The organism is Clostridium perfringens ATCC 13124, from assembly GCF_000013285.1.
Taxonomy (GTDB): domain Bacteria; phylum Bacillota; class Clostridia; order Clostridiales; family Clostridiaceae; genus Sarcina; species Sarcina perfringens.
Genome location: NC_008261.1, coordinates 1,782,779 through 1,808,452 on the forward strand (window position 1 = coordinate 1,782,779; position 25,674 = coordinate 1,808,452).

Consider the following 25,674-nt stretch of genomic DNA (forward strand, 5'->3'; position numbering starts at 1 on the left):
AAATAACAAAAAAAGAAGTTGTCCCTATTTAAATTGGACAACTTCTATGTTCTATCATCTTTCTACACTCAACAAATCATCAGATTTTTCAACAATATATTTATAAGAATCTATAACCCCTTGTATATAAAATTGTGCTCCTAAATTTTCTACAAAAAATCTTATAAGTTTATCTAACTCTTCATCATCTAAACTTTCATTTTTTTCAAGTTTAAAATATTTTAAAAGTTCTTCTTTCAAAAAATCTTTTTTTTCTTTAGAAATATCAAAATTATTATTTATTGTAACGCTACCTTTCTTATTGTTATCTATAATAATATCACTTATAAAAAAACTAGTGTAACAATGCCCTTGCTTATCATAATAATCTTCCTTATTCCCATAATATCCTTCTTCAACTTTATTTAAATCATTTTTATTCATACAAATTCACGCCTTCTAAATAAATTTGGAATATATCCCACATAATACATTTTATTCACCAATCATATTAAAGTTACTTAATATATTATTTTAATCTTTAAGTTTTTATCATTAAGGAAATTATAAAAAGATTTTAATTTGTGATTATATAAATTAATTTTGTAAATAATAAATTTGAGGTGATTTTATGTATAAAGCAATTGGTATAAATATGGATAAAGAATACAAGGCCTTAAGAAAAAAATCTAAACGCTTTGTTCCCCCATCTCATTATAGAGATAACTATTCAATGAATAACTCTAAGGAAGATGACTTAGAGGATTATTCATTCTTTGATTCTATTGAAGATTTAAAGGATTGTGCTAACTCTAATGATGAGGATTGCAAAATAAGATCTTGTCTATTAAACAAAGAAATTCAAGTAAATAAAAAAGTTCTTATTGCATCCTGCATAGGAGCTGCAGCAGGCATTATAGGTGTAACCTGTGCAATGAAAAAAATGAATTCAAAATCAAACAAAAGTCTTTTAGCAGCTGCTCCTTCTTTAATGAAATTTGCTAAAACTATGCTTTAAAAAGTAAAAAGAAGCCACATAAAACTTTGTGGCTTCTTTTTGATTTAATAATTAAATTTTATTTTAAAAATTCTAAACTTTTAATTTCTTAAAAGTTCTTTTAAACTCTACTCTAATTAGTTTTTACTATTTTATTAAAAATGCAAATTTCCCTTCTACAACACTTACTAAGTCTTTTGGATTCATTTTTATTTGATGTCCTATCTTTCCTGCACTAAATATTATAAAATCTAAATCTTCTGCACTCTCATGTATAAATGTTTTATAGTTCTTTTTCATTCCTATAGGGGAACATCCACCTATGTTTATTTAGACAAAACTATTTTATTAGATTTTCAAATTTACCAGATACTACTTCTACTAAGTCATTGGGATTTAATTTTATTTGATGTCCTATCTTTCCTGCACTTACTATCATGAAATCTAAGCCTTTAGCACTCTCATGTATAAATGTTCTGTAATCACGTTTTAAACCGATAGGGGAACATCCACCACGAATATAACCAGTGTATTTTAATATATCCTTAACTGCTATCATTTCAACTTTCTTTTCTCCAGCTATCTTAGCAGCATTCTTTAAATTTAATTCTTCTGCAACTGGTATAACAAAAACATATAACTCTTTGCTTGTTCCTTGAGCTACTAATGTTTTAAATACATTTTTCTCATCTACTCCAATTTTATGAGCTACTGAAATCCCATCTATCTTTCCATCTTCACTTTCATAACTTAACATTTCATATGAAACCTTTTTAGAATCTAATATTCTCATAGCATTTGTCTTAAGCTTCTTATCTTTTGCCATAATTTTCACCTCTTAAAATTAAATCATTTATAATTATACAATAAACACTTAAAATATATAACTCTAATGCAAAAAGGACTAGTTAAACCTAGTCTTTTTATACTAATTTAAATGTTAAATCATAATCACTTATATTACCATCATAATATTCAATCCCATATTCACTTTATAATATTAAAAATATAATTATAAATAATATAATTATAATAAAAGCTATACATCCACAACTTAGACAAGTTACAACATCATCATCTGTATTAGAACTATCATTTTTTAATCCATCCATAGCATCAAAGCTTGTCTTATTATATACTTTATTGTAAGCTGCCTTTTTAGGATCATTAACCCATCCCATGCCCTTTTTACCATATGTAGGATTTATAGATTTTTTTACTTGTCTTTTTACTTTTCCAGTTGTTCTTGATTTTACACTTTTTTTTAAGCTTGGTTTTCTAGGACCTATCTTCATAACTACCTCCTAATTTATCATTTTCCGTTTAACATTATATAATATTTTTATTAATATAAAAAGTTTATATCCTTATCGGTATAAAGTTTTATAGCATGACAATAATTAAAATATAGATTAACTTTATTTGTATAAATAGCTTCAAAAATGAAAAAAGTGATAGATAATATTAATTATCTATCACTTCTTAATTAGATCTTCTTAACAAATTCAGAATTAACAAATCCAACTTTTCCATTTTTAGTTGTTACTCTATACCAACCTATAAAATCGGAATCCACCCAATCTATTCTAAAAATATCACCTGCATTTATCTTATCTACTATTCTAGAATTTAATGATCCTTCTTCTCTTACATTTAAAAAAGTACTTACATTATGAGTAGTAGCCATTTGTAGCTTTTCTACATAATCTGCATTTACATAACCAACTATTCCATTATACTCAACGTAATACCAACCAAGATAATCTTCATCAACCCATTTTATTTTAAAGGTTTCATTTGCTGGTATTGAACCAATTACTTTAGAATTAGTAGTTCCTTTAGCTCTTATATTTAATTTAGTGCTTACATTTTTAGTAGTAGCATTATCTAAATTAAAGTTACTTGAATCAATAAATATTTCTTCTGTAAACTCATTCATATCACATCCACCGCTTACACCATCTACACTTCCATTCTCTGAATATTGAAATCCAACCCATTCACTCCAAATATTATTAGCTCCAGGAGTGTTCACCCCATAATGTGCTATCCAAACTGGATAATTAGATAATCTACTATCTAAATTATTATTTGAAAAACTTGTATAAGTATATACAACAACTTCTTTTCCTGTAAGTCTTTTTACCTCTTCTAAAAATTCTATACACATAGATGTTAAATCTCTTGCTCCTACTCCTTCAGTAGTTTCTATATCTAAAGCTAATTTACAATCATAATTAACAGCTCCTATTTCATTTAAATAATCTATAAAGAAATTAGCTTGATCCTTAGCCCCTTTATTAGCTCTAAAGAAATGGTAAAACCCTACACTTAATCCTTGTTCTTTTGCTCCCTCATAATTTTGTTTAGCGTATTTATCCTTAAAGTAATTACCTTCTGTAGCTTTAATATAAACTACTTCTACGCCATCATTTTTTACACTCTCAAAATTTATATTTCCTTTCCAGTTTGATACATCAATTCCTTTTAAATTATTATTGTTTCTACTTTGCATTATTAATTCCTTCTTTCTTTAAAATATTTTTTATAGAAAAAAGAGAACCTAAATTATAGGCTCTCATTTAAGCTTTTTACTGCTGCTAATTTATTTTCTGTTTCTGCATTTAATAATTTTAACTTCTCATTTTCTTCTACTAATTGTGTAGCTTGTTGTTTTAAACTATCTTCATATAGCATAGCTTTTCCTTTGTTATATTCTCCTGCTATAGCTTGTCTAATTTGTATTAATTCATCTTTGGTTAAGTATGGACAGTTTTCTAAAAGCATTTTATCAAATAAATCAGCTTTTGATTTAGCAAGATTTTCTATATTCTCTGTAATTCTATATTTTTCTTCTATAGCAAAGAATATTTTTTTACCAGTTTCATATGCTTCATTAAATTTAGAAGCTTTAAGCTTTTGGTCTGTAGCTTCTATCTTGACTTTAATTAGTTGTATTAATTGGTCACCTAGAGTTTTTATTATTGTAGCTAAAAAAAGTGTAATAGCAGCAGCTAAAGCACTTAAAATTGGGTCTAATATCTTTTCCATTTTACATTCCTTCTTTCTTTTTATTTAAATAAATGATTTTGTATTGCATAAAAAAAGAAGCCTACTATAGAGCCTCCAAACATTGTTATAAATATCTTTAATATCATTATTAAAGTATCTATACTTTTTATTAAGTTAGTTATTTGAACTTCTTTTTTAGCATCACTTTGCTCTAACTTATCCAATCTATCAGCATGATTATTTAATCTTTTATCATGTGTTTTTAATTTATCTTCTACTAATTCTTCATGCATATCGCTACCCTTTCTTTTTTATGTAATTTAAGAGAATAAAAAAAGACTATCTCTAGCCTTAATTATTCCCCTTCTATTTTATTAAGCTTGAATTGTTTCATGATCTGTTGGTAATGAAGTTACTAACAGATTAGATAACTCAATATATTGTTCAGGTGTTATTTCATGAGTCATCATGAAGCAGCCTAAAAATTGCTTCATTTCCTCTCTTTCCTTCTCTGTTTTACATCTATTTTCTATTTGTCTTTTACATAATTCATACATCATAATTAATCATCCTTTCATTTATTTTAAATTATTATTTAATTTAATCATAGCAAGATTTCCGTTAGCTTTTAATATACCTGGTACTAATAAATTATTAATAACATCCCAGATATTATTAACTTCTTTAGCTAAGTTTTGCAAAGAGCTTCCTAGGTTTGAAGGTACTTTAAAGTCTAAAGTTCCTGGTAAACTATTTTCTATAGAAAAATAAGTTTTTTCTTGATAGGTATCTAAATCTATATCTATTACCCCATCTACAACTTCTGTTACTGGTGTAGCTAATTGATAAACCACGGTTGTTGGATTCTCTTTTAGCCATGCTTTGAAGCCTTCTACATCTTGTGTTGTTAGCTTGGATTTATTTATTCTGATATAAAGATTACCACCAGAAATTTGCATATTTTCCTTATCTTTATCCCATGTTGATTCTGAAAGTATTGGGAAGTTTGAAATTATTCCTTTTCCGCCTTTAGAATTTAAACTATTTGGTAATTGTGCTGAAAAACGGATAGTGTTAATATCTGTGCCACTAGCTACACTAGACTTCATAAAATTTAATGTAGCTAACTTAACCTCAAAATCATTTCTATAAACTTTAACTTGTCCATTATCCTCATAAAGATAATCATCTTCACGAAGTGGTTCTTTAATTAAAATATCTTTTTTATAACATTTATAAAGTTCGTATGGTTGATTTTCAGTTCCATCTATAACATAACAAAATAAATCTTTTGCCACAAAATTAACTTGTGTATTATGTGGATTTTCTATTCTTATACTACTATTAGTATCAATATAGGCAATTCTTTGTCCAACTTGAAAATCATTAAGATTATTATTCCAATTGTTAGTATCTATCATATTTCTAAATTCGCCACTTTCTAACCAACAATTATTTATTATTAATCTACAACCTTTTAATTTAGCCTTAATCAATACTTTTGTTTTTTTATCAATGCTTATTTTAGCTGATGTTGTTCCATTATATTGATTAGCAATTCCACTTATAACGCCATTTTCATTTTTAAAATTAGTTACTGCACCTTGTTGAATTTTTTGTATATCAAAAAGATTTTTACCAGTACTTAAAACACTAATTTTATACTTATCTTCAACCTTTTCTGCTTCTCCAAAGCTTTTTAAGCCTTCAAAATATTTTTTAGGCATATAAGTTTCTTCTCTGTCAAGTACTATGCAAGTATTTCTTAGCAATTCCTTATCAGTTTCACTATTAGTCCACCCTCTATCATACATACCTAGAAAACCAGTTAATCTTTTACCAGTTAAGTCTAATTTAGTTATAGAATTTTCTTTTAAAATAGGGTTGCTATCCCATCCTCCACCTATTTTATACACATTCAATAAAAGTATTTTGTTAGTATTATTCACTACATAAACAATTCTGTCTTTCGGTTCATTCTTCACAAGCGTATCAACAAGTATATAGTTTCCTCCAGCATCATCTCTTGTATTATTTGGTTTATATAGGTTATTCAAAGTTCTACCCTTAATTTTCATACTTTCTGTTCTACCTTCTAGTGTGTCATTTGCACTTATAGAACTCCCTTCATAACTTAAAGCTTGATTACTTTTAAGTCCATTCTGTAGTTCCGTTACATCCATACGAATTTGAGGAATGTTTTGACTTCCATCCAACCCTTCTATGAATTCTTTAGTCTTTTCCAAAGAAGCTTGAAGTTCTGTATTTTTAGAAGTAGCTTCTTGGTTAGTTGCTGCAAGATTTGTGTTAGCAACTTTAGCTGATTCAACATTTTTAATTAATTCTGAATTTAAAGGTAGTCCTTTATTTATATTATTTGATAGTTCTTCAGCTTTAGAATTTAATCCAGTTAGTGTTTCTATTTTCTCTGTAGATTCTATATTTTTAGTATCTAAATCTTTTATAGTTTCTTTAACTTCTTTAGCTAGATCTATGTTAGATTCTAAATTTTTATTTAAAGAAGTAGCAGTAGAAGTATTTTCTAAGAGCTTAGAATTAATATTATTAGCTTCTGTTATATTAGATTCTAAATTACTATTTGCATTAGTAGCACTAGAAGTATTTTCTTTTAACTTTTCATTTAATTTACTAGCTTTGTCTAGTATATTTTCTAAATAAGTAAAGTCTTTACTATCTGCTATTTCTCCAGCTATTTTAGTAAATATATTAGCTTCTACAGTTAATCCAAATGTTGCTGTATGCTCTAAAAATCCATCTGCTCCATAAATAGCTAATTGACAACTATAGACACCATCTTGTTTAGATATTCTATTAGTTATTGGGAAAGTTATTTCTCCTTGCTCTGCATTTGTAATATTTAAATTTTCTATTATGTCTCCTTTGGTTGTTCCAGCCATTACATAGCCAAGTTTAACAGTCTTACCTGTTAAATTTAATCTTCTCTTATTCTGTAATACACATATTTTATAGATTTCAGCATTATTATTGCCTTTTATTGTTTTAATGCCTTCGTTATTATAAGAATCAACATTAACTTTTAGTTCAATTTCTCTCATAATTCACGCTCCTTTCTATTTAGCTTTTGTATCTCTTCCAGCACTTGGATTAGTACATACTCCACTTCCATTAAAGTCGTACCATTTACCTTCGATAAATAAGGTTTCCTCGGAAGCCATTACCCCATTAAATTTTAGCCAATAGTAGTTAGAATCTTTATAAAGCCATTCATTCTTCTTTAATGCTCCACCTTTACCAGCATAATAATAGTTAGCTTGGTATTCATAAAACTCTTCTTCTGCCATTAATGTATTAGACTTAATTAAATAAGTATTATTGTTATAATAAATAAGTTTAGGCTCTATAACCATTTTGCAATTTTCATCTATCCAATAATAACAAGGTTTTTCATTAAAAGTACCTTGAATAAAGCAATTTCTATCTAAAGCACCTGAAGAACTTGCATGATAATCAATCCCATCATGTTTTATCCACTCATTTTTAGCAATAAATCCATCATCTTTTACGAAATAGAAATCACTCTTATAAGGGTAAATTCCTTTAGTTGCAATTCCACCAGCTTCATTAGTCATTTTATATTTGCCGCTATAGTAATCCAGGAATTGAAGTGGTAATTTATACTCATGACAACATGGATAAATAGCACCTCGACTTATCTTAAATACTGTCATATCATTATTATCGTTGGAGTAAACTTTACCGCCATATTTTAGACATTTTAAAGCAAAGTTTTTTATTATATCTTTCTTATAAACATCCAATCTATCTATTAAACAATACCTAGCTTGTAATTCTTCAAATCGCCTGTCTGAGTTACCACCGTCTGCTCCGTGATGACTTAATTTGTATAAATCAATTTTCCCTATTCTGTTTTGTAAATGTGTTTCAGTAGCTACTGTACTATCACCAGGAAACAATGATTTAGTTCCATGAGATACTAGAAGATAATTAACACTCATATTATTTTCATTGCTATAATCATAGAATTTAGATGCGAAAGCTTCTATATAATCATTTTTCCCAATTCTGAACTGTTGGTCATTAGCAACTATTTTTTGTACATTGAATTTATCTGCTGCTGCTAACATTCTATCATGGTACCCTTTAGTGTCCCATTCAGTTTCTTGTGATGGTAACCTAGAATAATCTATTCCATCTTTATATACAATGTATTGTGGTCTATATTTTTCTATAATGGCTGGTGCATTCCCTATATGATCAGAATGATCATGAGTAGCAAAAAAATATTTTAATTTATTTACTCCAATTTTATCTAGTTGTTGAATCATTATTTGAAAATTTTCTTCCATGAAACAATCTATCATCGAAAATGTTCCATCGTCGCTCTTTATTACTATACAATCTCCATAAGAGCCTTCTTTGTTTTTAAGGTTATAAATAATAGTTTCTGTATTATCCTGCATTCTTTCTGCTGTATAATCCAATTTTTTAGTCATTTCAGTTATGTTAGAAGCATTTTCTTTACTTCTTACATCTACCTCATTAAAATTATCTACTTTTGCAAGAGCCTTATCTAACGCAGAAAATTTATTAGAACTTTGTATAGCTTCAGTATCTACTAAACTTTCGGAAATAATTAATCTAACTAAGCAAAGCGGTGTAAGATGGCTACCAGTAGAATCACTAATTGTTAATTGATAATCTGCTGTTCCTGGAATTAAAAAATCATCTGTTAATTCTAATCTTGCAATTCCTTTTTTACCATCAACTATAGTTAACTCATCAAAAATAGAAAAATGTTTGGGGTTTATACCAGAAATTCTAACTGTACTATATGTTAAATCTATAATATTAATTTCACCTAGAAACTTAAAATCTATAAACCTTGATTTAATATCATGCTCAACCGCTTTAATTTCTATTGGATCATCTCGATTAATATAAATTTTTCTAGGTGGTTCTAAATATTGCATAAATTATTTCTCCTTTCTTGTAATAAAAAAGATAGTAGAAAACTACTCTCTTACACTAAATCTCCAACTTTTAAAGAAGGAGCTATATTTTGAGCTGTACCATTAACTCTAAGTTCCCAATGACAATGTGGGCCTGATGAATTTCCAGTATTACCACTTCTAGATATAACTTGTCCTGCTTTTACTGTATCACCTTCATTTACTAGCAACTCGCTATTATGAGCGTAAATAGTAACTAATCCACCGCCATGATCTATAAATAAATATTTACCATAGCTTGTAGTTAATTCTCTTCTTTTTATAACTTTACCTGACTTTGAAGCTCTAACTGGCGTACCTATAGGAACACCAAAATCTATTCCTGAATGTTGAGCCCCTGAAGGATAATAAGGGAATGTTGCTGTTACATGTCCATTACTTACTGGAATAATCCAACCATTACCATACTCATTATTTATTGTTTTAAAGTTACTACTTTCTATAGGTGGGAAGTATCCATCACCTTTTACTGTGCCTATTTGATTTCCACTTGCGTTTAAAATTCCAATAGGAGACATAATGTAGTTAGCATTTTTAAACATTTCAGCTTCTTCCTTTCTTCTACGCTTTAATCCTTTTTCAAAAATTGTTCCAGGCATAGTTGCATATGTTAGCCAATCATTATAAATTTCATCAATACTAGCACCCCTTATCCAAGCTCTGTACATACGAGAATTATAATATCCTGAGTTATAGCATAAATCTACAAATGCATCAAAAACATTTATATTAACTTTACTAAGGTCTAAACCATCTTTAAGCATTTGATTTTTAACTAAAGAGCCATATCTGTCTGGTATTAATTCAAATAAAACTTTAGATGCAGTTTCTTCAGAACAAGGTGGATTACCTAATTTAGCAAAGTATGTTGGCTCATTAGCTTTAGTAACTCCATAACCATATGTTATTTGGCCATCTCCAATATTACCTGGATATTGTTGTAGGCCTTCTATTCCTTTGACATACCTGAAATATTTTCTTGAAGGTATTCCTTTACTAACATTCCCTAGGGTATCTACACCACCTCCTATAGGAGAGTTTGGGTCAAATACAGTAGTACCACTTGTATTTTTAATAACACCATCTAATACTAGGTCATTACATCTCAATTCTCCAGTTCTAGCATCATAATATAAAGATTTATCTTTTCCTATCCTTGTTCCTGAACCTGCAACTACAATTTCATTATCAGGTGTAGTTATATTAATAAAATGATCTCCAACATGAATGCTATTTGTACCATTATCAGAACGAATATCTATGTTATAAACTTTGTTCCCTTTAAAATCTACTTCTTCATATATTCTTACTGGCTTTCCACCTGAATCATCTAAAATGTTATATTTGTCAAGCGCAATATAAGAAGGAACTTTTGTCTTACCTTCAACAGCATACCCAAGAGACATTGCACTATCAATATCATTTGCTAACCCAATCAAAGGCTTATTTTCATCATCTCCTTGAACCAATGACATTAACGCACCTATATAATCGCCGTTCTTTTTCCAATTGTAAAGCTTAATCATATTATTTTCTATCTTTATTGCATCTTTTCCATTGTTTCTAAATAAAGCTCCACCAGGTTTCTTTAAATCTATCTCAAAGCTTTTATCCATATTCCGTATTAAAACTGTTGTTAAAATACCTATTAATTCGTCAGCTATTATTCCTTTTGGAGTTATAGCTGTTTTAAAGTCCCACCCTGAATTATCGCTTAATCTTTTATCAGATAAAAGAATCCCTTTTGTCCCACCTTGAACACATCCAAAATCAGGATCATTTGGATCCAAAACTTCTTGAATCCAAGCAACTATATCTAATTTTTTTGCTCTATCTCTTTGTGCTAATAATGGAGCTTTCATAGCATTTATTGCTCCAATTATATTTTCGCCACCTAAATTCCCATCACCATCAAAGCTTCCTGCAATAGTATCAAATGTTACACTCTTATCTGCTTGTGCTGATGCATATGTGTCTAAATAATTTCCTATTTCACAATTCAACATTTCTTCATTTAAACAATCATATTCAAGTGATATACATCTAGCTTTAATATTAATATCTAATGGTTTATGTTCTATATATACTGTATCTCCTAATAAAATCTCTTCTAGTGACTTATACTCTTTATATTCTTCAGTACTTGATAAAGGAATAAATTGAACACTATAATTTACTAACGGCTTATCTATTCCTTTACTTATAAGCTCCTTACCTTTATTTTTTAACGCTTCATTAACCTGCTCTTGTGTATCAAACCCCTCTGCATTTTCACCTTTATTGTTTGGTGTCCCTTTTAACTTAATATCTTCAAATCTTTGCTCTGATTCAAACACATGACTATAATTATTAATTAATGGAGAATCTACCCATGGAGTTGTTCCACTTATACAGATACCATCATAACCAGTTGGTATTACTCTAGTTATTAAACTATCCATATCTATTGTTTCAACTAAACCTGTTAAATTCTTTTTATATGCAATTCTAACATTATTATCTTCTCCTACTCTTTTATTTAAGTAAATATCAAAATTATTTAAAAATAATTCTCCTCCCCATCTACTTAAAAAAGAATTTTCTTTATCATCTCCACCTATTGCTTGTACTATCTTCTTTCTAAAATAATAAGATGTTGCTATCTTTTCTATATCTGAATGTCCTTTAAACTCTGTCCCTTTTAAAATTTTATCTAATGCTTGTTGTCCATTACAATTTACACATCTAACATCAAATATATTTTCCTCTCTAGTTAAATCCTTAATATATATGTCAACTAAGTCATAGAATATATGCCTTGCTTTTACACTCATATAATCTAAGTTTTTTTCTATATCGTAGATTCTATAAAGCTGTTCTGGTATTTTTTTATATGGTGTACTAACTTTTATAACATCATCTCTAGAAATATATTTCCATCTTTCCTCTTCATCATATTCATGCTCCATTGCTACTTCATTTAATCCAGTTACTAATTCCATTTTCAAAGTACATTTAGAAGGTTCTAATATCATATCTCCATTATTAACAAAATTCTTATTATTAAATTTATATAATTGTACTTTCCCCATAAGCTTAATAATAAATATAATTAGGAATTATATTTATACTCTCTATATTTCCTTCCCATCTAATTGTATTTTCCTCTAATTTTAAAATAGGAAAATCTCCCTTCATGTACTTATTAGTTGGATTATCTAAAGTATCTTTATAACATAATTCAAGTTTAGAATTTATAGTTGTTTTTCCCATGGTTAAATTTAATTCTATTAAACTTTCATTTATCCATAACTTTATATCTCCTTCTCCTTGTATAGTTATTATTGGTTTACTTTCAAAATCTCCACTATTATAAAGCATGTCCCCATTATTTATTTCTAATTCTTCAGCTCCATAAAAACTATATGCAAAAGGTTCTAGTGTAAAAGTAACTTTGAATTTACCTATTGTTTTTAATTTTCTTTCTATATCATCATATTCAACTTTCTTAACTATATAAAAATAAGAAGGATCATCTCCTTCCCATAATTTTTTGTCTTTAATATTATCTAGCCATCTTCTTATTCTTCTTACTTTTTCATGAATATTTTTCCTATCAATAAAGTTATACTCTACAACCAAAATTCTATTTTCATAACCTATAATTTTATAGTCAGTCCCATCCTTACCATCAATTTGTTGTTCTCTATATCTCTTTTTTAGTGAAGGGAAGAATGGTCTTTTTATTGCCTTAATTCCTATTTCTAAATCTGTGCAATTATTGAACCAAATAAAATATTTATGCACATATTCGACCTCCCTTCTTTCCTTTAGTAACTCTATAACTATTTTCATCACTTTTCATTTGTTTAGCTACTTTCTTATATACTTTAGTACTGATTACTTCACCATCTAAATTAGTTACATTTTCAATTACAACTACTATATTATTATTGTTTGTATTATTAAGTTTTGTATTTATTTTTTCTAAGTCAACATTTGATATAGAAGGTACTATATTAGTATTTATAGTTCTATCCAAACTTTGCTTTATATCTAAATTTATATCTTCCATTTCATTGACAAAACCTACTCCAACACCTTGAGCCATAAATTTACCAACCTGATCTCTTAACACCCTAGATGGAGAATGTATATCTAAAGAACTTTTAAATCCTTCTACAATTCCATCACAAAATTGTTTTATCTTACTTTTTATCCATCCAATAGCACCTGTTATACCATCCCAAATCCCATGAACTATATTTTTACCTATCTCTTTCATTTGTCCTGGTATAGCTTTTACTGTATCTACTATAGAATCAACTAACTTTTTACCACTCTCTTTACCAGCAGTCTTTAAATCTTCTCCCCATGCACTTACCTTATTCCAAGATTCTTTTAACCAATTTTTAAATCTTGTTGGTAGTTCTTTAACATGATCTACTATAGAATCAACAAATTCCTTTCCCACTTTCTTAGCTTCTTGGTACATATTATTTCCCCATGTAGTAACTCCATCATAAGCTTCAGTAATCTTATTCCAAATTTTATGTGGTAGTTCCTTAACATAATCTATCACTCCATATATAAAATCCTTACCTGTCTTTTTTGCTGAAATATATAAATTATTTCCCCATGTCTTTACTTTCATATATGAATCAAGTAATTGTTTCCCTATTGCTTCAGGAAGCTGTGCAAACCATTGCTTTATAGAATTTATTGCATCTGGAATAGTTTTAGTGATAAATATTTTTATGTTTAAAAATCCCTTATAAATTTCTCCTGCAATTTTTCCTATCAATATCCCCATAAGTTTAGGTAAATTACTAAATATAAATTTTACTTCTTCTATATAATTTTTTATTCTAGTTTTTATTATAGTACCAAACTCTTTTATTTTATTTATGAAGTCTGTTTTAAATTGTGTAAGTTTAGATATTAACCACTTAAAGAAATCAGGAATACTTTTAGTAAAAAACTCTTTAATATTTGAAAATAATTTGTCCACTCCATTCCTAAATCCTTCACAATGCTTGTAAGCTAATGCAAAAGCTCCAGCAAAAGGATTAACTATAAGCAACAAAATTTCCTTCCAATCATTTTTAAAGAAATTTATTAACTGCTTTAATTTATTAGGTACTGTTTCTGTAAAAAACTTTATAAGTCCACTAAATATTTTATTAACTCCATTTCTAAACCACTCGCAATGATTATATAAATAAGTTAAAGCTCCTACTACTAATCCAACGACTAATATAATTTTTCCTACTGGAGATATTTCAGTAACAAAATTTAAAGCTTTCTGTGCTGCTGTTTGTAACTTTGTAGCAATTTTTAATTTTTCCATAACATCTCTAAATGCTTTATAATCTTTAATGGCATTTCTTATTGTTCCTGTAACTTTAGTTGTTACTGCTAAAGCTCCATAAGAACCAACTACAAAAGCTCCTATTCCCACTACTGCCTTTTTTTGCCCTTCACTTAATCCACCAAAAGCTTTAGCTATACCACCTATTCCCTTAGCAGCTAAAGAAATAAATGGTGCTAATACTTCACCAAATCCAACTAGACTATTTTTAGCTAAGTTTAAAGATGTTCTTAAATCATTTCCAGTAGTATTATTTATTTTTGCAAGAGCTGAATCAGTTGTTCCTATAGCCTCATTCATTTTCTTAGACTTATCTGCCAACGTATCAAACTGTGAACTTGTTAATGCTGTAATTGCTGTTAGTCCTTCAGTACTACTAAAAAGTTTTCCCATTTTATCTGATTGTCCACCAGTTTCTTTTTGTAATATTTTTAAAGTACCAATTAAGCCCTCACTTTTTAACATTGCTTGACCATTTTGGAAGCCATATTTCTCCATTAATTTTTGCATATCTGCTGTTGGTTTAATTAAGTTACTAAATACTGCTTTTAACTGGGTACATACTTCTGAAGTGTTTCCTGTAACCCCTGTTAATGTAGCCATATTAGTAAATAAATCTGTCATTGATAAATTTAAATTGCTTGCTAGTGGGAATAATGGTTGCATGCTTGAAGCCATTTCTGGAAAAGTTGTTACTCCCAACTTAGCTGTTTGGAAGGCTAAATCACTTATCTTCTTTGCTGTTTCATCATTAACTTGATTATATCCTTTCATTCCTGCACTAATTAAAGCAACTGCATCTTTAACCTCTGCTCCACCAGCCTTAGCACTTTTAGCCATAGTATCAAATATCTTCTCTGTTTCTGCTCCTCCATCTCCAATTGATGAAATAGCCTGATACATACCATCTGTTACAATCTTCAAATCAATTCCTGTTTGGTTTGATACTTCCATTATTTTATTTTTATATCCTTCTAAATGACTTTGGTCATCTAAAAGAGTATTTATATTTGCTATACCATCCTGAAACTTCATTTCTGTCACTGCAGCAGCAACACCAAATCCAGTAACAGCTATTGCTGCTGGTTTTAAAGCACTAGCTGCCTTCCCTGTAGCATTGCTTACCTTGTCCATTTTTTGAGAGAATTTATCTAAATTGATATCTTTTAATTTCTTATCAACCTCTTCTAAAGCTTTTTTATTTTCTAATAGCTCTGTCTTAGATTTATTCATTTTCATATTTGCAGTATCTATTTTTCTATTAGATGAATCTATTGCTCTTTCATTCCTAGCATATTCTTCTTTTAAATCAGCTAAAGATTTTCCTAACTTTTTTGTTTCCTCGCTATTCTTTCCAGTAGCTTCAGAACTTTCTTTATATTTTTTAGTTACTTCTTCTATTTTTTTAGATAATTCTTCTCTTTTTTCTTTTTGCTTCTGAACATCATTAGTCAACTTATTAATTGCTTCTTTTTGTAAATTAATCATTCTATTTTGAAGTTTCATTTTTTCAGTAAGCTCAGCCTGTTTTACTTTTAATTGTTCATTAGCATTACCAAATAATTTAGCCTGAGTACTTGCTAAATTAAATGTACTGCCAAGAGATTTAAGCTCTCTTACCATATCCTTCATTTGCTTTTGAAAGTCAGATGTATTTGCTCCTATTTTTACATTAGCACCCATTAATCAACCTCCTTTCTTCAACAAAATAAAAAGGACTATACATCTGTATAATCCTTGTCTTTATTCTCTTCTAAATATTCAAATTCTGAATTTATATAATCTAATAAATCAACTATAGAAATATCTAAACATTCTTTTAAACTCATGTTACATTGTTTTCTAGCAAATCTAAAAATACTATATAATGTGTCAAGAAGATTTTCATATATTGTTATTTCTCTTTCTTCTTCATATCCTTCTTCTTTGTCATATTCTTCAAAGATACTTTTTTCAATTTTAATTTCCTGTACTGATCCTAAAGATTTAAATCTTTCTACAACTTCATTCTTGATATAAATTTCTATAAAATTAAAAATGTAATACAAATCTTTTATATCTAATCTTTCCAAATTATTTTTTTTAATATTTCCATCAAATATTAAATCTATAATTCTATATATTAAATCTAATCCATTAATCGTATTTTTATATTCAAGATATTTTTTATACTTATATCCAGTTATATCAGTTGCATAAATTCTTTTTCTATTGCAAGAAATATTTAAATCACTTATTTCTTGCCCTTCGTAAAAGCCTTTTGTGCCTTATCTATATTCTTATCTAGTTTTCCTACTATCTCTATATCACACTTCATAAATTCAAATATGATTTCAGCAACATCTAAATTGTCATCTATATCTTCTTTGGTAAATTGATTATCATATATAGTTACTATTGTATCTTCCATTAATTCTAAATCATCATCGGTATAATCAATTTTCTTTTCCTCTTTTTCATTTATCTTAGCTTTAGCTTCAGTATATGTTCTATACTTTTTTCTTACTATTTTTCCACTATCATATGTAGTACCATTTATCTCTATCTTCATAGTTACTCACTCACTTTCTTTTCTGTTCCTAAACTTTTAGGTTCTTGAACTTGTCCAAACCATCCATCTAAAACCTCTTTTGCACTTCCTGCATCAGCAAGATCCATTTCATCTGCATCCACACCAATATTACGATCTTTTTTTCGTGGTATTATAGTTCCTTTTATTTTTGCATTTTGTCTTTTTCCTTTTTTAGCTATTGTTTCTGCCTCTTCATCCTCTTCTTCGCCAAAATTAACTCTATACCACCAATAAAATTTATATAATCCATTAGTTAATTTTGTTCTATATCCTATAGCTACATCTTTAGCTTTATCGTCAGCATTTATAGCAGTCATTCCACCTAAATTTTTATGACCTCTTATCATTTCTCTTATTTTTCTTGATAGATAATCCCCTTCGATTTCTATAGTTCCCTCTTCAAAATCATTGTCACTTTCATCTTGAACATCATCAAAATATACTGGTTCATTCGTATATTTTAATTTTGTTTTTACACTAGCTGCCTTCATTAATCTAACTGGTTTACCAGTAGTATAATTTTCAGCACTATCTTCTGTTATTGGTGCTACATATAAATCTTTTAATCCTTTTGGTTGTGCCATATCAACGCCACCTTTCTTAATCTAATTCTTCGCTATAATTAAATCTCATAGCTTTATGATAAATTTTCACATCTACTTCAAATTGATCATTACTATCCTCTAATAAAAATCCATTATCTTTTAATAATTTCTTGACCTTATTTTTTAACTTCAATCCTTCTTCACTATTAGTTGTCCATATATCAACTTGTATATTATGAGTAATTGAAACTTCTTCATCATCTAAAAAATCCTCTGGAGCTTCTAAATATTCAAAGAATGTAATATGTGTTTTTTTTAGCTCTTCATCATACCAACCTTCAAATACTGGAATATCTAAACTACTTAAACTATCAGCTACCAAAGCAATAATATCAAACTCCAATATATCACCTACTTTTCTAATTTCTTCACAAGAGCTTCATAATGATACATAGCAATAGTATCATATTTAGTTTTCAGCAATTTATTAACAGTACCAAAACTATGATGTGGAGGTCTTTTAGTTGTTCCCCACTCTTCCATCTTCATATAATAATAAGGACTATTATCCGTTTTATCCCATCCTATAATTACATATAAGTTTCCATTCTTCTTTCTAAATTTAGGTTTAGGAATATTATCACTTGCATGCCCTGGTGGTCTGCTTCCTTTCCTCCCACTCTTAGAATTATCTTTACTTTTATGAATTTTAGGCTTTACAGTATCATAAGCTAATTCACTACAATCTTTAAGTATATCTTTATTTACTCTTTCTAACCCTTCATTTGTAGAAATGCTCTCTGCTGTTTTTATAAGTTCATCTAATCCAACAAACTCCATATTAATCATTAAAGCACCTCTTTACATTTTAGTTTTATAAAATCCTTTTTATATCCTAAGAAATCAGGATAATATATTTCATATTGTCTACCTTGCCATTCAACTATAAAATTTTCTTTATTCCTAAGCTCTTCTAACTTTTTGCAATATCTAACTTTAAATATTACTGTATTCTCTAATTTCATAGCCATAGCTTCATATAATTCTTTACCATATAAATCTAATACTTTTGCTCTACAATCATAAAAGGGAGTTGGCTCCCTTGGTGGTTGCCTTCTCCCTTTAATAATTACTTCTTCTATTTTCTTTATATATATTCTTTCTCTTAGCCTAGACATTATTATCACCACAATATTTCAATTGAGTTATTATTGAATTTAATGCAAATTGAGCTTTATCATTTTTATTGCCAATACTAATACTTTCTTCATCATCATACCAGTTCTTTACAAGTAATTTTACTGCTAATGAATAAAGTTTCTTTCTATAATCTTTTTTCACGCCAGCATTTGTTAAATATTCTTCTGCTGCTTCTAAAAGACCTAATAAAAGATCATCATCTTCATCACAATCAATACATAGATATTTTTTTAATTCTTCCAAGCTCATTTTTAATCACTCTACGCTTTAGCTTCATTTACTTTTACTATTAATCCAAATTTTCTTATTACTGCTGCATCTTCTGATTTTTTTAATGGTGATTCAACATCAAATCTTTCTATAATTCTAGCTATAGTTTGATTCTTAGTATATCCAGCTTCTTTTGATTGATCTATTAAATATTGTTTTCTATCCATAAATTTAATTAATGTCTTTAAATCTGCAATTATAAACTTGATTTCCTCTCCTGTATTAAATGTAGTTGAGTCTAATTCAACCACATCTCTTCCCTTAAATATTAAACTTCCTCCATCTGATAATTCTTTTAAAAGTGGTCTACCTTGCTTATCCATTAATGCATCTAAATAACCTCTACCTAAAGAATTAGTAACAATAACAGCTCTACTTCTTGCATTAGGAACTAATGAATTTATTTTCTCAACCATTTCTATATAATCTTTCACTTCTTCAGTAGCTAGTAATTTATTAGCTTGATCTACTACTTCGCTATTTTCAGTATTAACTGCATATTCTACGAATTCTTCATTTACAAATTCTAAAAAGTTTATTTCACTATCTTCAAGTAATGAGTTATCTATCGGTGCAAGTAATCCATAATCATTTATATCATATGACATAGGTTTAGTTTTCATCATAGCCTTAACTAATTCTGTATCTTCTTCTAAATTTGCAAGTTTAGTAACACTTCCCCCAGCTCTTACAGGTAACTTTCCTGAATTTCTTGCAACTGGTATTACATGACAGTATGATTTTAAAGCTGGATATCCCTCTTTTAATTTTTCAAATTCATTAACAAATTCTTGAGGTATTACAGCTCCATTATTTGTTGCTGACATAACATCTCTTTCTTCTTCACTTAAAGATATTCCTCTTACAACTTTACTCATTGCGCTTAATTGTAAACTTCTTTTTTCTTCTTTTGAACCTTCTCCACCTAAAACTCTTCCACCTGAAAAGTTACTGTTGCTTCTTTCCTCTTCAATGGCTTCCATAACTGATTCTATTTCTTCCTCAATTATTTCCATTCTAGCCTCTATCTTTTCTCTTTCAATAGCTTTACTTCTTATTTCCTCTTCCTTCTCTTCTTTAGCTAATGATCTAATCTCTTCTACTATTACTTTTCTTCTTTCCTCTAAGTCTTTCTTCTTTGCTCTTAATTCTTTTAATCTTTCAAATAATTTCATTTATAAAATCCTCCTAAATTTAAATAATAAAAAAAGAGCTTTAACAATATATAAGCTCTAATAAATTACTTCTTTTTTCTTCTTTTTTCTTTGCATTTATTTTTATTTTTTCTAAGCTTCTACAATCTACTTCAGTATCTTCATAAGCAGGAAATGGTGTTGGTGATATTTCATATAACTCAACTTCTAATAAAGTCCTTTTCATTATTTCTTCACCATCTTTTTCAACTTTACTCCATTTATCGTCAAGTACCTTGAATCCAAATGAAGTACCATCAACATCCCCACGCTTTACACTTTCATATAAATCATTAGCAACTGTTGTATTAGGTAAATCAATATCAAACCTTAATCCTACTGAATCACTTTCTAACCTTAAAGTACCACTTTTTGTTGAACCTAATACATTATCAGTATTATGATTATATAAAGCTTTTATAGTATTGTTTCTTAAACTATTATCAAAAGCTCCCTCAGCAACAACTTCTACAAACTTATCTCCCCACCAATCTCTTAATACTTGTGATTCAACATTATACTTTGATGCATAACCTGATATTGTTTTAACTCCTGTTTCATCATTTGACCTTGCTTCAAAATTTGAAATTATATTTCTTACTTCTCTTTTAACTTCCTTATGCTCCACTATTATCACCACCTTTCAAATATTGTTTTCCAGCCATAGCTATAGGCATCATATTACCATTTATAAGTAATTCATTTCCTCCATCTTTTGGTGGTAAATTTTCTTTTTTTCTCACCTCATTGGAAGCTATAAATCCACTTTGAATACCAATTCTATAAGCTTCATATCTTGTTTTTATATCACTTCTTAAAATACTATCTACATTAAACTCAATTTTCACATTATTTAAAGTTTCATATTGACTTAATAATTTATCTTGCATCTCTTGTTCATAATTAGTAAGAGATGGTTGAAGTGTTGTTATATAAAAATCTTTCTGTTGTTCTGTAAGATTATTAAATGTTGCTCTCTCTAAATCATTAAGATGATATGACTTCATTCCAAATGCTGCTGCTAATTCTCTTTTAGTTAATTTTGCATTTTCTAAAAATTGTGCATCTGCCATGCTTAATGACAAAGGTTGAAATTGATACCCTAAAGGAAGTAATGAAACCGAATGAGCATTTGCTAGACCATTACTCATAGATTCAAATTCTTTTATAAAAGTTTTCTTTGCCTTTTCGTCTAGCTCTCCTACATATTGAATTATTCCTTTTGTAGTTAATCCACTTTTAAAGAATTTATTTATAAACTCCTGAGTAGCTCTTCCATTCTCAATAGTACATTTCAAATAATCAAGTGGAGCTATTCCTATTAATCCATCTAAAGTAATATCTCCAATAAAATGTAGTATTTCATCAGGAAGTAACTTATGTTTAATCCCTTTATTGTCAGTTACTATATACCAAACTTTAGTTAAACTACTTAAAAAGTTATTATCATCCATAACTTTAGTTACATTATCTGAATCAATAGGATATAAACCAATTATCTTTCCTCTTCTATCTCTTTCTATATATGTATACGCATTACCTTTTAAAGTTCTTTGTGCTTCTAAGCACTTCCAAAAATTAATTGAGTTCATTAATGGATTAGGCTTATATCTTAAAAGATAATAAAGTTCATGTTCTTTATACTCTTCTCTATCCTTGTAAATCTTTAAAGATAATTTACCTATGCTTTCAGCTCTTACCTTAGTACATATATAAACTGTATTTTCTTTTAATACTCTCTTACCTGATATTAAAAATTTTAATTTAATACCAAACTTCTCCCAAAAGTTAGAATCAGATATATTAATACCAATCTCTTCATCATAATTACTTCTTTTATTAAATAACTTTTTAAAAAACTTCATCTATTTTCTCCCCCATAATCTCTTTAAGAAATCTTCTTCTGCAAATTCACTCACATTTAAGTTTTCTCTTTTCCAATATGTTATAGCTCTAACATGAGCGAATATACAACTTGCTAATGGGTCAATTCTTTTAAATCTGCTTTTTTTACTTATTTTTATTTCTCCAAAAGAGTTGGAATCAATCTCTGCATTTTGAACACACCAAGTCATAAGTTTATTATCATCATGTTCAAGTTGCTTAACTTTCATTAAATCTCTAAAATTTACAGTAGCTTCATTTAGTTTTGCACAACTTTGTCCACATTCTACACAGGTATAATCCTTTCTTTCTAGTTCTCCAACTAACATTGCAGCTCCATGAGGGTCATAACTAACTTCTATAACATTTAGTTCATATTCTTTTACAATACTTTCTATAGTATTTAGAACTGCCCAAAAATCTACTATTAAACCATCATTAGCTTCTGTCTTTATTAACCAACCTTTTTTACTCCATAATTCATATGGTACATTGTCAGTTATCATTTTTTCTTTAACTACTTCTGATGGTATAAATGATTGTCCAAATAAAGCATATCGTCTAATATTCCCATCTAAATAAGGAAACTCAAAAGCAATTGAAGTTAAATCCCCTGACTTTGATAAATCTATTCCAATATAACAATCATGTCCTCTGAAATCCTCTAAGGTTAATTCCTTTTTACAAGCTTTCCAGTATTCAACATCAACATACCTTTTTTCTCCTGCTGCAACATATATATTACAATTCTTAGTAAAGAACTCTATTCTCTTCTTTTCATTACTTGTATTCTTAGCTAATTTAGCATTTTCCCTCATGCTTTGTATTCCTTCAGGATAAGTACATAAAATTGGATTAGCCTTTAACCAAACTTCTTCATCAAAAGGATCATCTTCTTTTTCTAGCTCACAAATCATTACAAAGTATTTATCATTCTCAAAAGTTCCATCTAATATTGAACAACAATCTAAATATTCATAATAACAAGCCGTTTCTTCGTAGTCCATTCCAGCCGTAGTTATTATTACTAATAATGGCTCTGTTCTTGCCATCATACCTGATTTCATAACATCATACATATCTGAATTAGGATGTGCATGATACTCATCTATAATAGCCATTTGTGGATTCTTACCATCACCAGTTTTACCAGCTTTTTTACTTAAATGCTTCATAAAACTATTACTATTTCTATGTCGTATTTCTTTTTGAGTAAACTTAAATTTCTTCTTTAATGGTTTAGAAGTCATTAGCTCCCATTCATCAAAAACAATTTTAGCCTGATCTCTTTCAACTCCTAAAGTATAAACTTCTGCTGCATTATACCCTTTTGCTCCTATTTCATAACCAGCCATTCCAGCTTCCATTTGAGATTTTGCATTTTTTCTCCCTACTTGAATAAAAGCAAATCTAAACCTTCTATAATTTGTATCCTTATGCTTCCAAGCTTCTATATTACAAATTACAAACTTTGACCATGAATTTAATATTATTGGTTGTCCCTCTAATACTCCTTTTGAATGTTTACAGTAACTATACCACTTAACAATTTTTTGAGCTTCCTCTTCATCCCAATAATACTCGAAATCTTCATGCTCCATTCTTTCTAAATCATTTAGAAATCTCTGACAAGCTTGTTTATGTCTTTTACAAGCAACAATTTCACAATTTAGTATTTTATTAGAATAATCAATAAGCTCTTCAAGAACTGTATTATACATTTCCAAAATCCTTATTAAATGCTTTTTCATCATCATCAATATCAGATGCTTCTTGAATAATTTTTAATCTTGCTGCTGGACTTAATCCAAACTCTGCACCTAACTTTTTAATAACATCAGCATATTGAATTTGAATAGAAATCAAAGGATTCTTTTGAGTTGTTAAAGATCCTTGTTTATTAATATGTGTTACTGTAAGCTCATCACAATTTAACTTCATGGTACATTCTATATATTTTTCTATAGAGTTAGCCAAAACAGCTAAATTATAATTATCAATATTAGCAAGTATATCTACAGCTTCTAACTCTTTAACAATTTTCTTAAAAATACTTTTACCATCTTTGGATAACCATGTTGGTGGTCTTATTTTATCTCTAGGTAATTTTTTTAATTTTTCTTCTTGTTCTTGTCTTTTTTCAATTTCTTCATTAGTCAAATGGCTCTTATTACCATTTGCAATAATTTGAGAAACTGAAATCATCTTTCTTCCCAAACCTAACATTACCCCCCTTTAGTTCAAAAAACGAAAAAATTTTTTCTGACATAGATACTGCGACCTTTTGACACTCCTTAAAAACTTTTTATACACCCCCTACCCTTTAGGAATTAGCTTAAATAACTCTTCCTGAGTATTTCTTTTAGTAACCATACCTTTTCTATATTTAGCATGTATCTCTTGGTGACATGAATTACATAAAGAAAGCAGGTTGCTTGTCCTTAATCCAAGCTCCCTGCTTTCCTTTAACTCTATTATGTGATGTACAACATCAGCAACTCTTATTCTATTCTTACTTAAACAAACCTTACATAAACCTAAATCCCTAGCAATAACGTTAGTCCTAACTATATGCCATTCTTTAGAATTATAAAAAGCTTGTTCATCTTTATCTTTTCTTCTTACCTTATAATTCTTATGTCTATCCTTATTATCAAATGAATGCTTACTACAATAAGTTTCATTTAATTTTATAAGGTTATTACATCCACTATAGTTACAAACTTTTTTAATTTTTAATCGCTCCTAATAAATATTTTAATGCACCTTCAATTTCTTCGTTAACTTTTATCAAAGAAGTATTTTCTTTGTATTTTTCCACAAAGTCATCTATACAATCTGACTCTTCCTGACTTTGTGGAATTAATTCTTCTCTTAGCTCTGTTGGTCTCATATGATTACTAGCTTCAATATTATTCTTTAACTTAGTATCTTCTACAGGCACAAACTTTAACTTAGGTGTAGTACAATCAACCGTTTTTTTATACTCATCATTCAATATATTTTCCAATAAAAATTCTATTATCACTTCGTGATTACTTTTTTTATCAATCAGTCTTTTATTTTCAATATATAAATCATATATTTTCTTTATAATTATTATACTTTCATTGGTATCATAAATCATTAGTTCATATATTAAATCTTTTACATTTGATTTTATTTCTGGAATTATAAATCTAAAATCTTCACTTACTCGCTTAACCCCCCATGTATTACCTGCTTCAAAAATATAATAAAAAAAATCTTCCTTAACTGAATTAATATACTCTAATAACTCAGTATAAACTATAATATTAATTCTTCTTAGTTTTTCTTTTTGCTCAACATTTTTCTGATTTTTAGAATATTCAATTGAAATTAAGACAGCAATTATTGTTGCATATGCTCCTATTAAAGTAGTTACTACTGTAGCACAAAATATAATCCATTCAGCAACTTTAAAATGATTACCCCATACTTTCCAAATACTAAATAATGAAGCATATACCAATATTGATATTACCCCTAAACTTATTGATATATTTTTTATTATGGTTTTTTTATCCATTTAATCACCTCAATAACATATTATATATTATTGCAATATCAAGTTCAACAACTTGCAAATAATACCCCATAATACATATTGTGTGGTTTAAATGAATTATCTTCAAAGCT

At 28.3% G+C, this 25,674-nt stretch carries 28 protein-coding genes; 1 reads left to right on the top strand and 27 read right to left on the bottom strand.

All coding sequences use genetic code 11. From position 1 onward, the window contains the following. Window positions 1–54 precede the first annotated feature (54 nt). Window positions 55–423: a DUF2164 family protein gene (locus CPF_RS07600; RefSeq protein ID WP_003449139.1), complete on the bottom strand. Its 369-nt coding sequence runs from the start codon at window positions 421–423 to the stop codon at window positions 55–57. A 187-nt stretch (window positions 424–610) separates the two neighbouring features. On the opposite strand from CPF_RS07600, the gene CPF_RS07605 reads away from it, so the two are divergent. Further along, window positions 611–997: a hypothetical protein gene (locus CPF_RS07605; RefSeq protein WP_011590767.1), complete on the top strand. Its 387-nt coding sequence runs from the start codon at window positions 611–613 to the stop codon at window positions 995–997. 126 nt (window positions 998–1,123) lie between these two features. Here the strand turns inward: CPF_RS07605 and CPF_RS07610 are convergent, their stop codons facing one another. The 26 genes from CPF_RS07610 to CPF_RS07735 all read right to left on the bottom strand — a co-directional run bounded on the left by CPF_RS07610 (window position 1,124) and on the right by CPF_RS07735 (window position 25,564). Next, the gene (locus CPF_RS07610) at window positions 1,124–1,276 is read right to left on the bottom strand and encodes a hypothetical protein (protein ID WP_003481409.1); all 153 of its coding nucleotides are present in this window, start codon (window positions 1,274–1,276) and stop codon (window positions 1,124–1,126) included. 40 nt (window positions 1,277–1,316) lie between these two features. Next, a complete protein-coding gene (gene ybaK / locus CPF_RS07615; protein ID WP_011590768.1) occupies window positions 1,317–1,802 on the bottom strand; it encodes a Cys-tRNA(Pro) deacylase in 486 nt (161 codons plus the stop codon). A 166-nt stretch (window positions 1,803–1,968) separates the two neighbouring features. Next, window positions 1,969–2,271 (bottom strand): hypothetical protein, encoded by a 303-nt coding sequence (locus tag CPF_RS07620; protein ID WP_003460283.1) that lies wholly within the window; start codon window positions 2,269–2,271, stop codon window positions 1,969–1,971. A 191-nt stretch (window positions 2,272–2,462) separates the two neighbouring features. After that, window positions 2,463–3,491, bottom strand: coding sequence for a GH25 family lysozyme (locus CPF_RS07625; protein ID WP_011590769.1), 1,029 nt, complete (start codon window positions 3,489–3,491; stop codon window positions 2,463–2,465). A gap of 53 nt (window positions 3,492–3,544) precedes the next feature. After that, entirely contained in the window at window positions 3,545–4,027 is a 483-nt protein-coding gene (locus CPF_RS07630) for a cobalt ABC transporter permease (RefSeq protein ID WP_011590770.1), read from the bottom strand. A 20-nt stretch (window positions 4,028–4,047) separates the two neighbouring features. Then, the gene (locus CPF_RS07635) at window positions 4,048–4,281 is read right to left on the bottom strand and encodes a hemolysin XhlA family protein (RefSeq protein WP_011590771.1); all 234 of its coding nucleotides are present in this window, start codon (window positions 4,279–4,281) and stop codon (window positions 4,048–4,050) included. Between the two features lie 81 nt (window positions 4,282–4,362). Further along, the gene (locus CPF_RS07640) at window positions 4,363–4,548 is read right to left on the bottom strand and encodes a hypothetical protein (protein ID WP_011590772.1); all 186 of its coding nucleotides are present in this window, start codon (window positions 4,546–4,548) and stop codon (window positions 4,363–4,365) included. Between the two features lie 18 nt (window positions 4,549–4,566). Next, entirely contained in the window at window positions 4,567–7,065 is a 2,499-nt protein-coding gene (locus tag CPF_RS07645) for a BppU family phage baseplate upper protein (RefSeq protein ID WP_011590773.1), read from the bottom strand. Between the two features lie 15 nt (window positions 7,066–7,080). Then, window positions 7,081–8,961, bottom strand: coding sequence for an MBL fold metallo-hydrolase (locus CPF_RS07650; RefSeq protein ID WP_011590774.1), 1,881 nt, complete (start codon window positions 8,959–8,961; stop codon window positions 7,081–7,083). A gap of 50 nt (window positions 8,962–9,011) precedes the next feature. Continuing rightward, complete coding sequence (locus CPF_RS07655; RefSeq protein ID WP_233419449.1) at window positions 9,012–12,014, bottom strand: phage tail spike protein; 3,003 nt, start codon at window positions 12,012–12,014, stop codon at window positions 9,012–9,014. A gap of 61 nt (window positions 12,015–12,075) precedes the next feature. Further along, entirely contained in the window at window positions 12,076–12,786 is a 711-nt protein-coding gene (locus CPF_RS07660; protein ID WP_011590776.1) for a distal tail protein Dit, read from the bottom strand. Then, window positions 12,779–16,033, bottom strand: a complete 3,255-nt coding sequence (locus tag CPF_RS07665) for a phage tail tape measure protein (RefSeq protein WP_011590777.1) — start codon at window positions 16,031–16,033, stop codon at window positions 12,779–12,781. Before CPF_RS07665 ends, CPF_RS07660 begins: the two co-directional genes overlap by 8 nt. 35 nt (window positions 16,034–16,068) lie before the next feature. Beyond that, on the bottom strand, window positions 16,069–16,398 hold the full coding sequence (locus CPF_RS07670; protein ID WP_158301053.1) for a hypothetical protein: 330 nt from the start codon (window positions 16,396–16,398) through the stop codon (window positions 16,069–16,071). Window positions 16,399–16,583: 185 nt separating this feature from the next. After that, window positions 16,584–16,901, bottom strand: a complete 318-nt coding sequence (gene gpG, locus CPF_RS07675) for a phage tail assembly chaperone G (RefSeq protein WP_011590779.1) — start codon at window positions 16,899–16,901, stop codon at window positions 16,584–16,586. A 2-nt stretch (window positions 16,902–16,903) separates the two neighbouring features. Then, window positions 16,904–17,506 carry a major tail protein gene (locus CPF_RS07680; RefSeq protein WP_011590780.1) on the bottom strand — a complete coding sequence of 201 codons (603 nt, stop codon included), beginning with the start codon at window positions 17,504–17,506 and terminating at the stop codon, window positions 16,904–16,906. 16 nt (window positions 17,507–17,522) lie between these two features. After that, window positions 17,523–17,870, bottom strand: coding sequence for a hypothetical protein (locus tag CPF_RS07685; RefSeq protein ID WP_011590781.1), 348 nt, complete (start codon window positions 17,868–17,870; stop codon window positions 17,523–17,525). A gap of 8 nt (window positions 17,871–17,878) precedes the next feature. Then, window positions 17,879–18,316: an HK97-gp10 family putative phage morphogenesis protein gene (locus CPF_RS07690; protein WP_041702697.1), complete on the bottom strand. Its 438-nt coding sequence runs from the start codon at window positions 18,314–18,316 to the stop codon at window positions 17,879–17,881. Beyond that, window positions 18,316–18,645: a phage head closure protein gene (locus CPF_RS07695; protein WP_011590783.1), complete on the bottom strand. Its 330-nt coding sequence runs from the start codon at window positions 18,643–18,645 to the stop codon at window positions 18,316–18,318. Before CPF_RS07695 ends, CPF_RS07690 begins: the two co-directional genes overlap by 1 nt. Next, complete coding sequence (locus CPF_RS07700; protein ID WP_011590784.1) at window positions 18,638–18,916, bottom strand: head-tail connector protein; 279 nt, start codon at window positions 18,914–18,916, stop codon at window positions 18,638–18,640. The genes CPF_RS07695 and CPF_RS07700 overlap by 8 nt, the downstream gene beginning before the upstream one ends. Before the next feature lie 11 nt (window positions 18,917–18,927). Continuing rightward, complete coding sequence (locus CPF_RS07705) at window positions 18,928–20,112, bottom strand: phage major capsid protein (RefSeq protein WP_011590785.1); 1,185 nt, start codon at window positions 20,110–20,112, stop codon at window positions 18,928–18,930. Between the two features lie 40 nt (window positions 20,113–20,152). Beyond that, a complete protein-coding gene (locus CPF_RS07710; protein ID WP_011590786.1) occupies window positions 20,153–20,758 on the bottom strand; it encodes an HK97 family phage prohead protease in 606 nt (201 codons plus the stop codon). After that, window positions 20,748–21,995, bottom strand: a complete 1,248-nt coding sequence (locus CPF_RS07715; RefSeq protein ID WP_011590787.1) for a phage portal protein — start codon at window positions 21,993–21,995, stop codon at window positions 20,748–20,750. Before CPF_RS07715 ends, CPF_RS07710 begins: the two co-directional genes overlap by 11 nt. Further along, the gene (locus tag CPF_RS07720) at window positions 21,996–23,735 is read right to left on the bottom strand and encodes a terminase large subunit (RefSeq protein ID WP_011590788.1); all 1,740 of its coding nucleotides are present in this window, start codon (window positions 23,733–23,735) and stop codon (window positions 21,996–21,998) included. Next, entirely contained in the window at window positions 23,728–24,240 is a 513-nt protein-coding gene (locus tag CPF_RS07725; protein ID WP_011590789.1) for a phage terminase small subunit P27 family, read from the bottom strand. Before CPF_RS07725 ends, CPF_RS07720 begins: the two co-directional genes overlap by 8 nt. Window positions 24,241–24,330: 90 nt before the next feature. Then, window positions 24,331–24,747 carry an HNH endonuclease signature motif containing protein gene (locus CPF_RS15230; RefSeq protein WP_041702752.1) on the bottom strand — a complete coding sequence of 139 codons (417 nt, stop codon included), beginning with the start codon at window positions 24,745–24,747 and terminating at the stop codon, window positions 24,331–24,333. Then, window positions 24,743–25,564, bottom strand: coding sequence for a hypothetical protein (locus CPF_RS07735; protein WP_011590790.1), 822 nt, complete (start codon window positions 25,562–25,564; stop codon window positions 24,743–24,745). The genes CPF_RS15230 and CPF_RS07735 overlap by 5 nt, the downstream gene beginning before the upstream one ends. Window positions 25,565–25,674 lie beyond the last annotated feature (110 nt).

Bases quoted from the DNA above. Each gene is read 5' to 3' on its own strand.
- CPF_RS07620 (WP_003460283.1), bottom strand. From the start codon at position 2,271: ATGAAGATAGGTCCTAGAAAACCAAGCTTAAAAAAAAGTGTAAAATCA.
- CPF_RS07610 (WP_003481409.1), bottom strand. From the start codon at position 1,276: ATGAAAAAGAACTATAAAACATTTATACATGAGAGTGCAGAAGATTTA.
- CPF_RS07715 (WP_011590787.1), bottom strand. From the start codon at position 21,995: ATGAAGTTTTTTAAAAAGTTATTTAATAAAAGAAGTAATTATGATGAA.
- CPF_RS07725 (WP_011590789.1), bottom strand. From the start codon at position 24,240: ATGTTAGGTTTGGGAAGAAAGATGATTTCAGTTTCTCAAATTATTGCA.
- CPF_RS07705 (WP_011590785.1), bottom strand. From the start codon at position 20,112: ATGAAATTATTTGAAAGATTAAAAGAATTAAGAGCAAAGAAGAAAGAC.
- CPF_RS07650 (WP_011590774.1), bottom strand. From the start codon at position 8,961: ATGCAATATTTAGAACCACCTAGAAAAATTTATATTAATCGAGATGAT.
- CPF_RS07680 (WP_011590780.1), bottom strand. From the start codon at position 17,506: ATGGCACAACCAAAAGGATTAAAAGATTTATATGTAGCACCAATAACA.
- CPF_RS07700 (WP_011590784.1), bottom strand. From the start codon at position 18,916: ATGAGCTTGGAAGAATTAAAAAAATATCTATGTATTGATTGTGATGAA.
- CPF_RS07690 (WP_041702697.1), bottom strand. From the start codon at position 18,316: ATGATTAATATGGAGTTTGTTGGATTAGATGAACTTATAAAAACAGCA.
- CPF_RS07655 (WP_233419449.1), bottom strand. From the start codon at position 12,014: ATGATATTAGAACCTTCTAAATGTACTTTGAAAATGGAATTAGTAACT.
- CPF_RS07695 (WP_011590783.1), bottom strand. From the start codon at position 18,645: ATGTCTAGGCTAAGAGAAAGAATATATATAAAGAAAATAGAAGAAGTA.
- CPF_RS07640 (WP_011590772.1), bottom strand. From the start codon at position 4,548: ATGATGTATGAATTATGTAAAAGACAAATAGAAAATAGATGTAAAACA.
- CPF_RS07625 (WP_011590769.1), bottom strand. From the start codon at position 3,491: ATGCAAAGTAGAAACAATAATAATTTAAAAGGAATTGATGTATCAAAC.
- CPF_RS07735 (WP_011590790.1), bottom strand. From the start codon at position 25,564: ATGGATAAAAAAACCATAATAAAAAATATATCAATAAGTTTAGGGGTA.
- CPF_RS07665 (WP_011590777.1), bottom strand. From the start codon at position 16,033: ATGGGTGCTAATGTAAAAATAGGAGCAAATACATCTGACTTTCAAAAG.
- CPF_RS07635 (WP_011590771.1), bottom strand. From the start codon at position 4,281: ATGCATGAAGAATTAGTAGAAGATAAATTAAAAACACATGATAAAAGA.
- CPF_RS07630 (WP_011590770.1), bottom strand. From the start codon at position 4,027: ATGGAAAAGATATTAGACCCAATTTTAAGTGCTTTAGCTGCTGCTATT.
- gpG (WP_011590779.1), bottom strand. From the start codon at position 16,901: ATGAAGATAGAGATAAATGGTACTACATATGATAGTGGAAAAATAGTA.
- CPF_RS07645 (WP_011590773.1), bottom strand. From the start codon at position 7,065: ATGAGAGAAATTGAACTAAAAGTTAATGTTGATTCTTATAATAACGAA.
- CPF_RS07600 (WP_003449139.1), bottom strand. From the start codon at position 423: ATGAATAAAAATGATTTAAATAAAGTTGAAGAAGGATATTATGGGAAT.
- CPF_RS07605 (WP_011590767.1), top strand. From the start codon at position 611: ATGTATAAAGCAATTGGTATAAATATGGATAAAGAATACAAGGCCTTA.
- CPF_RS07720 (WP_011590788.1), bottom strand. From the start codon at position 23,735: ATGTATAATACAGTTCTTGAAGAGCTTATTGATTATTCTAATAAAATA.
- ybaK (WP_011590768.1), bottom strand. From the start codon at position 1,802: ATGGCAAAAGATAAGAAGCTTAAGACAAATGCTATGAGAATATTAGAT.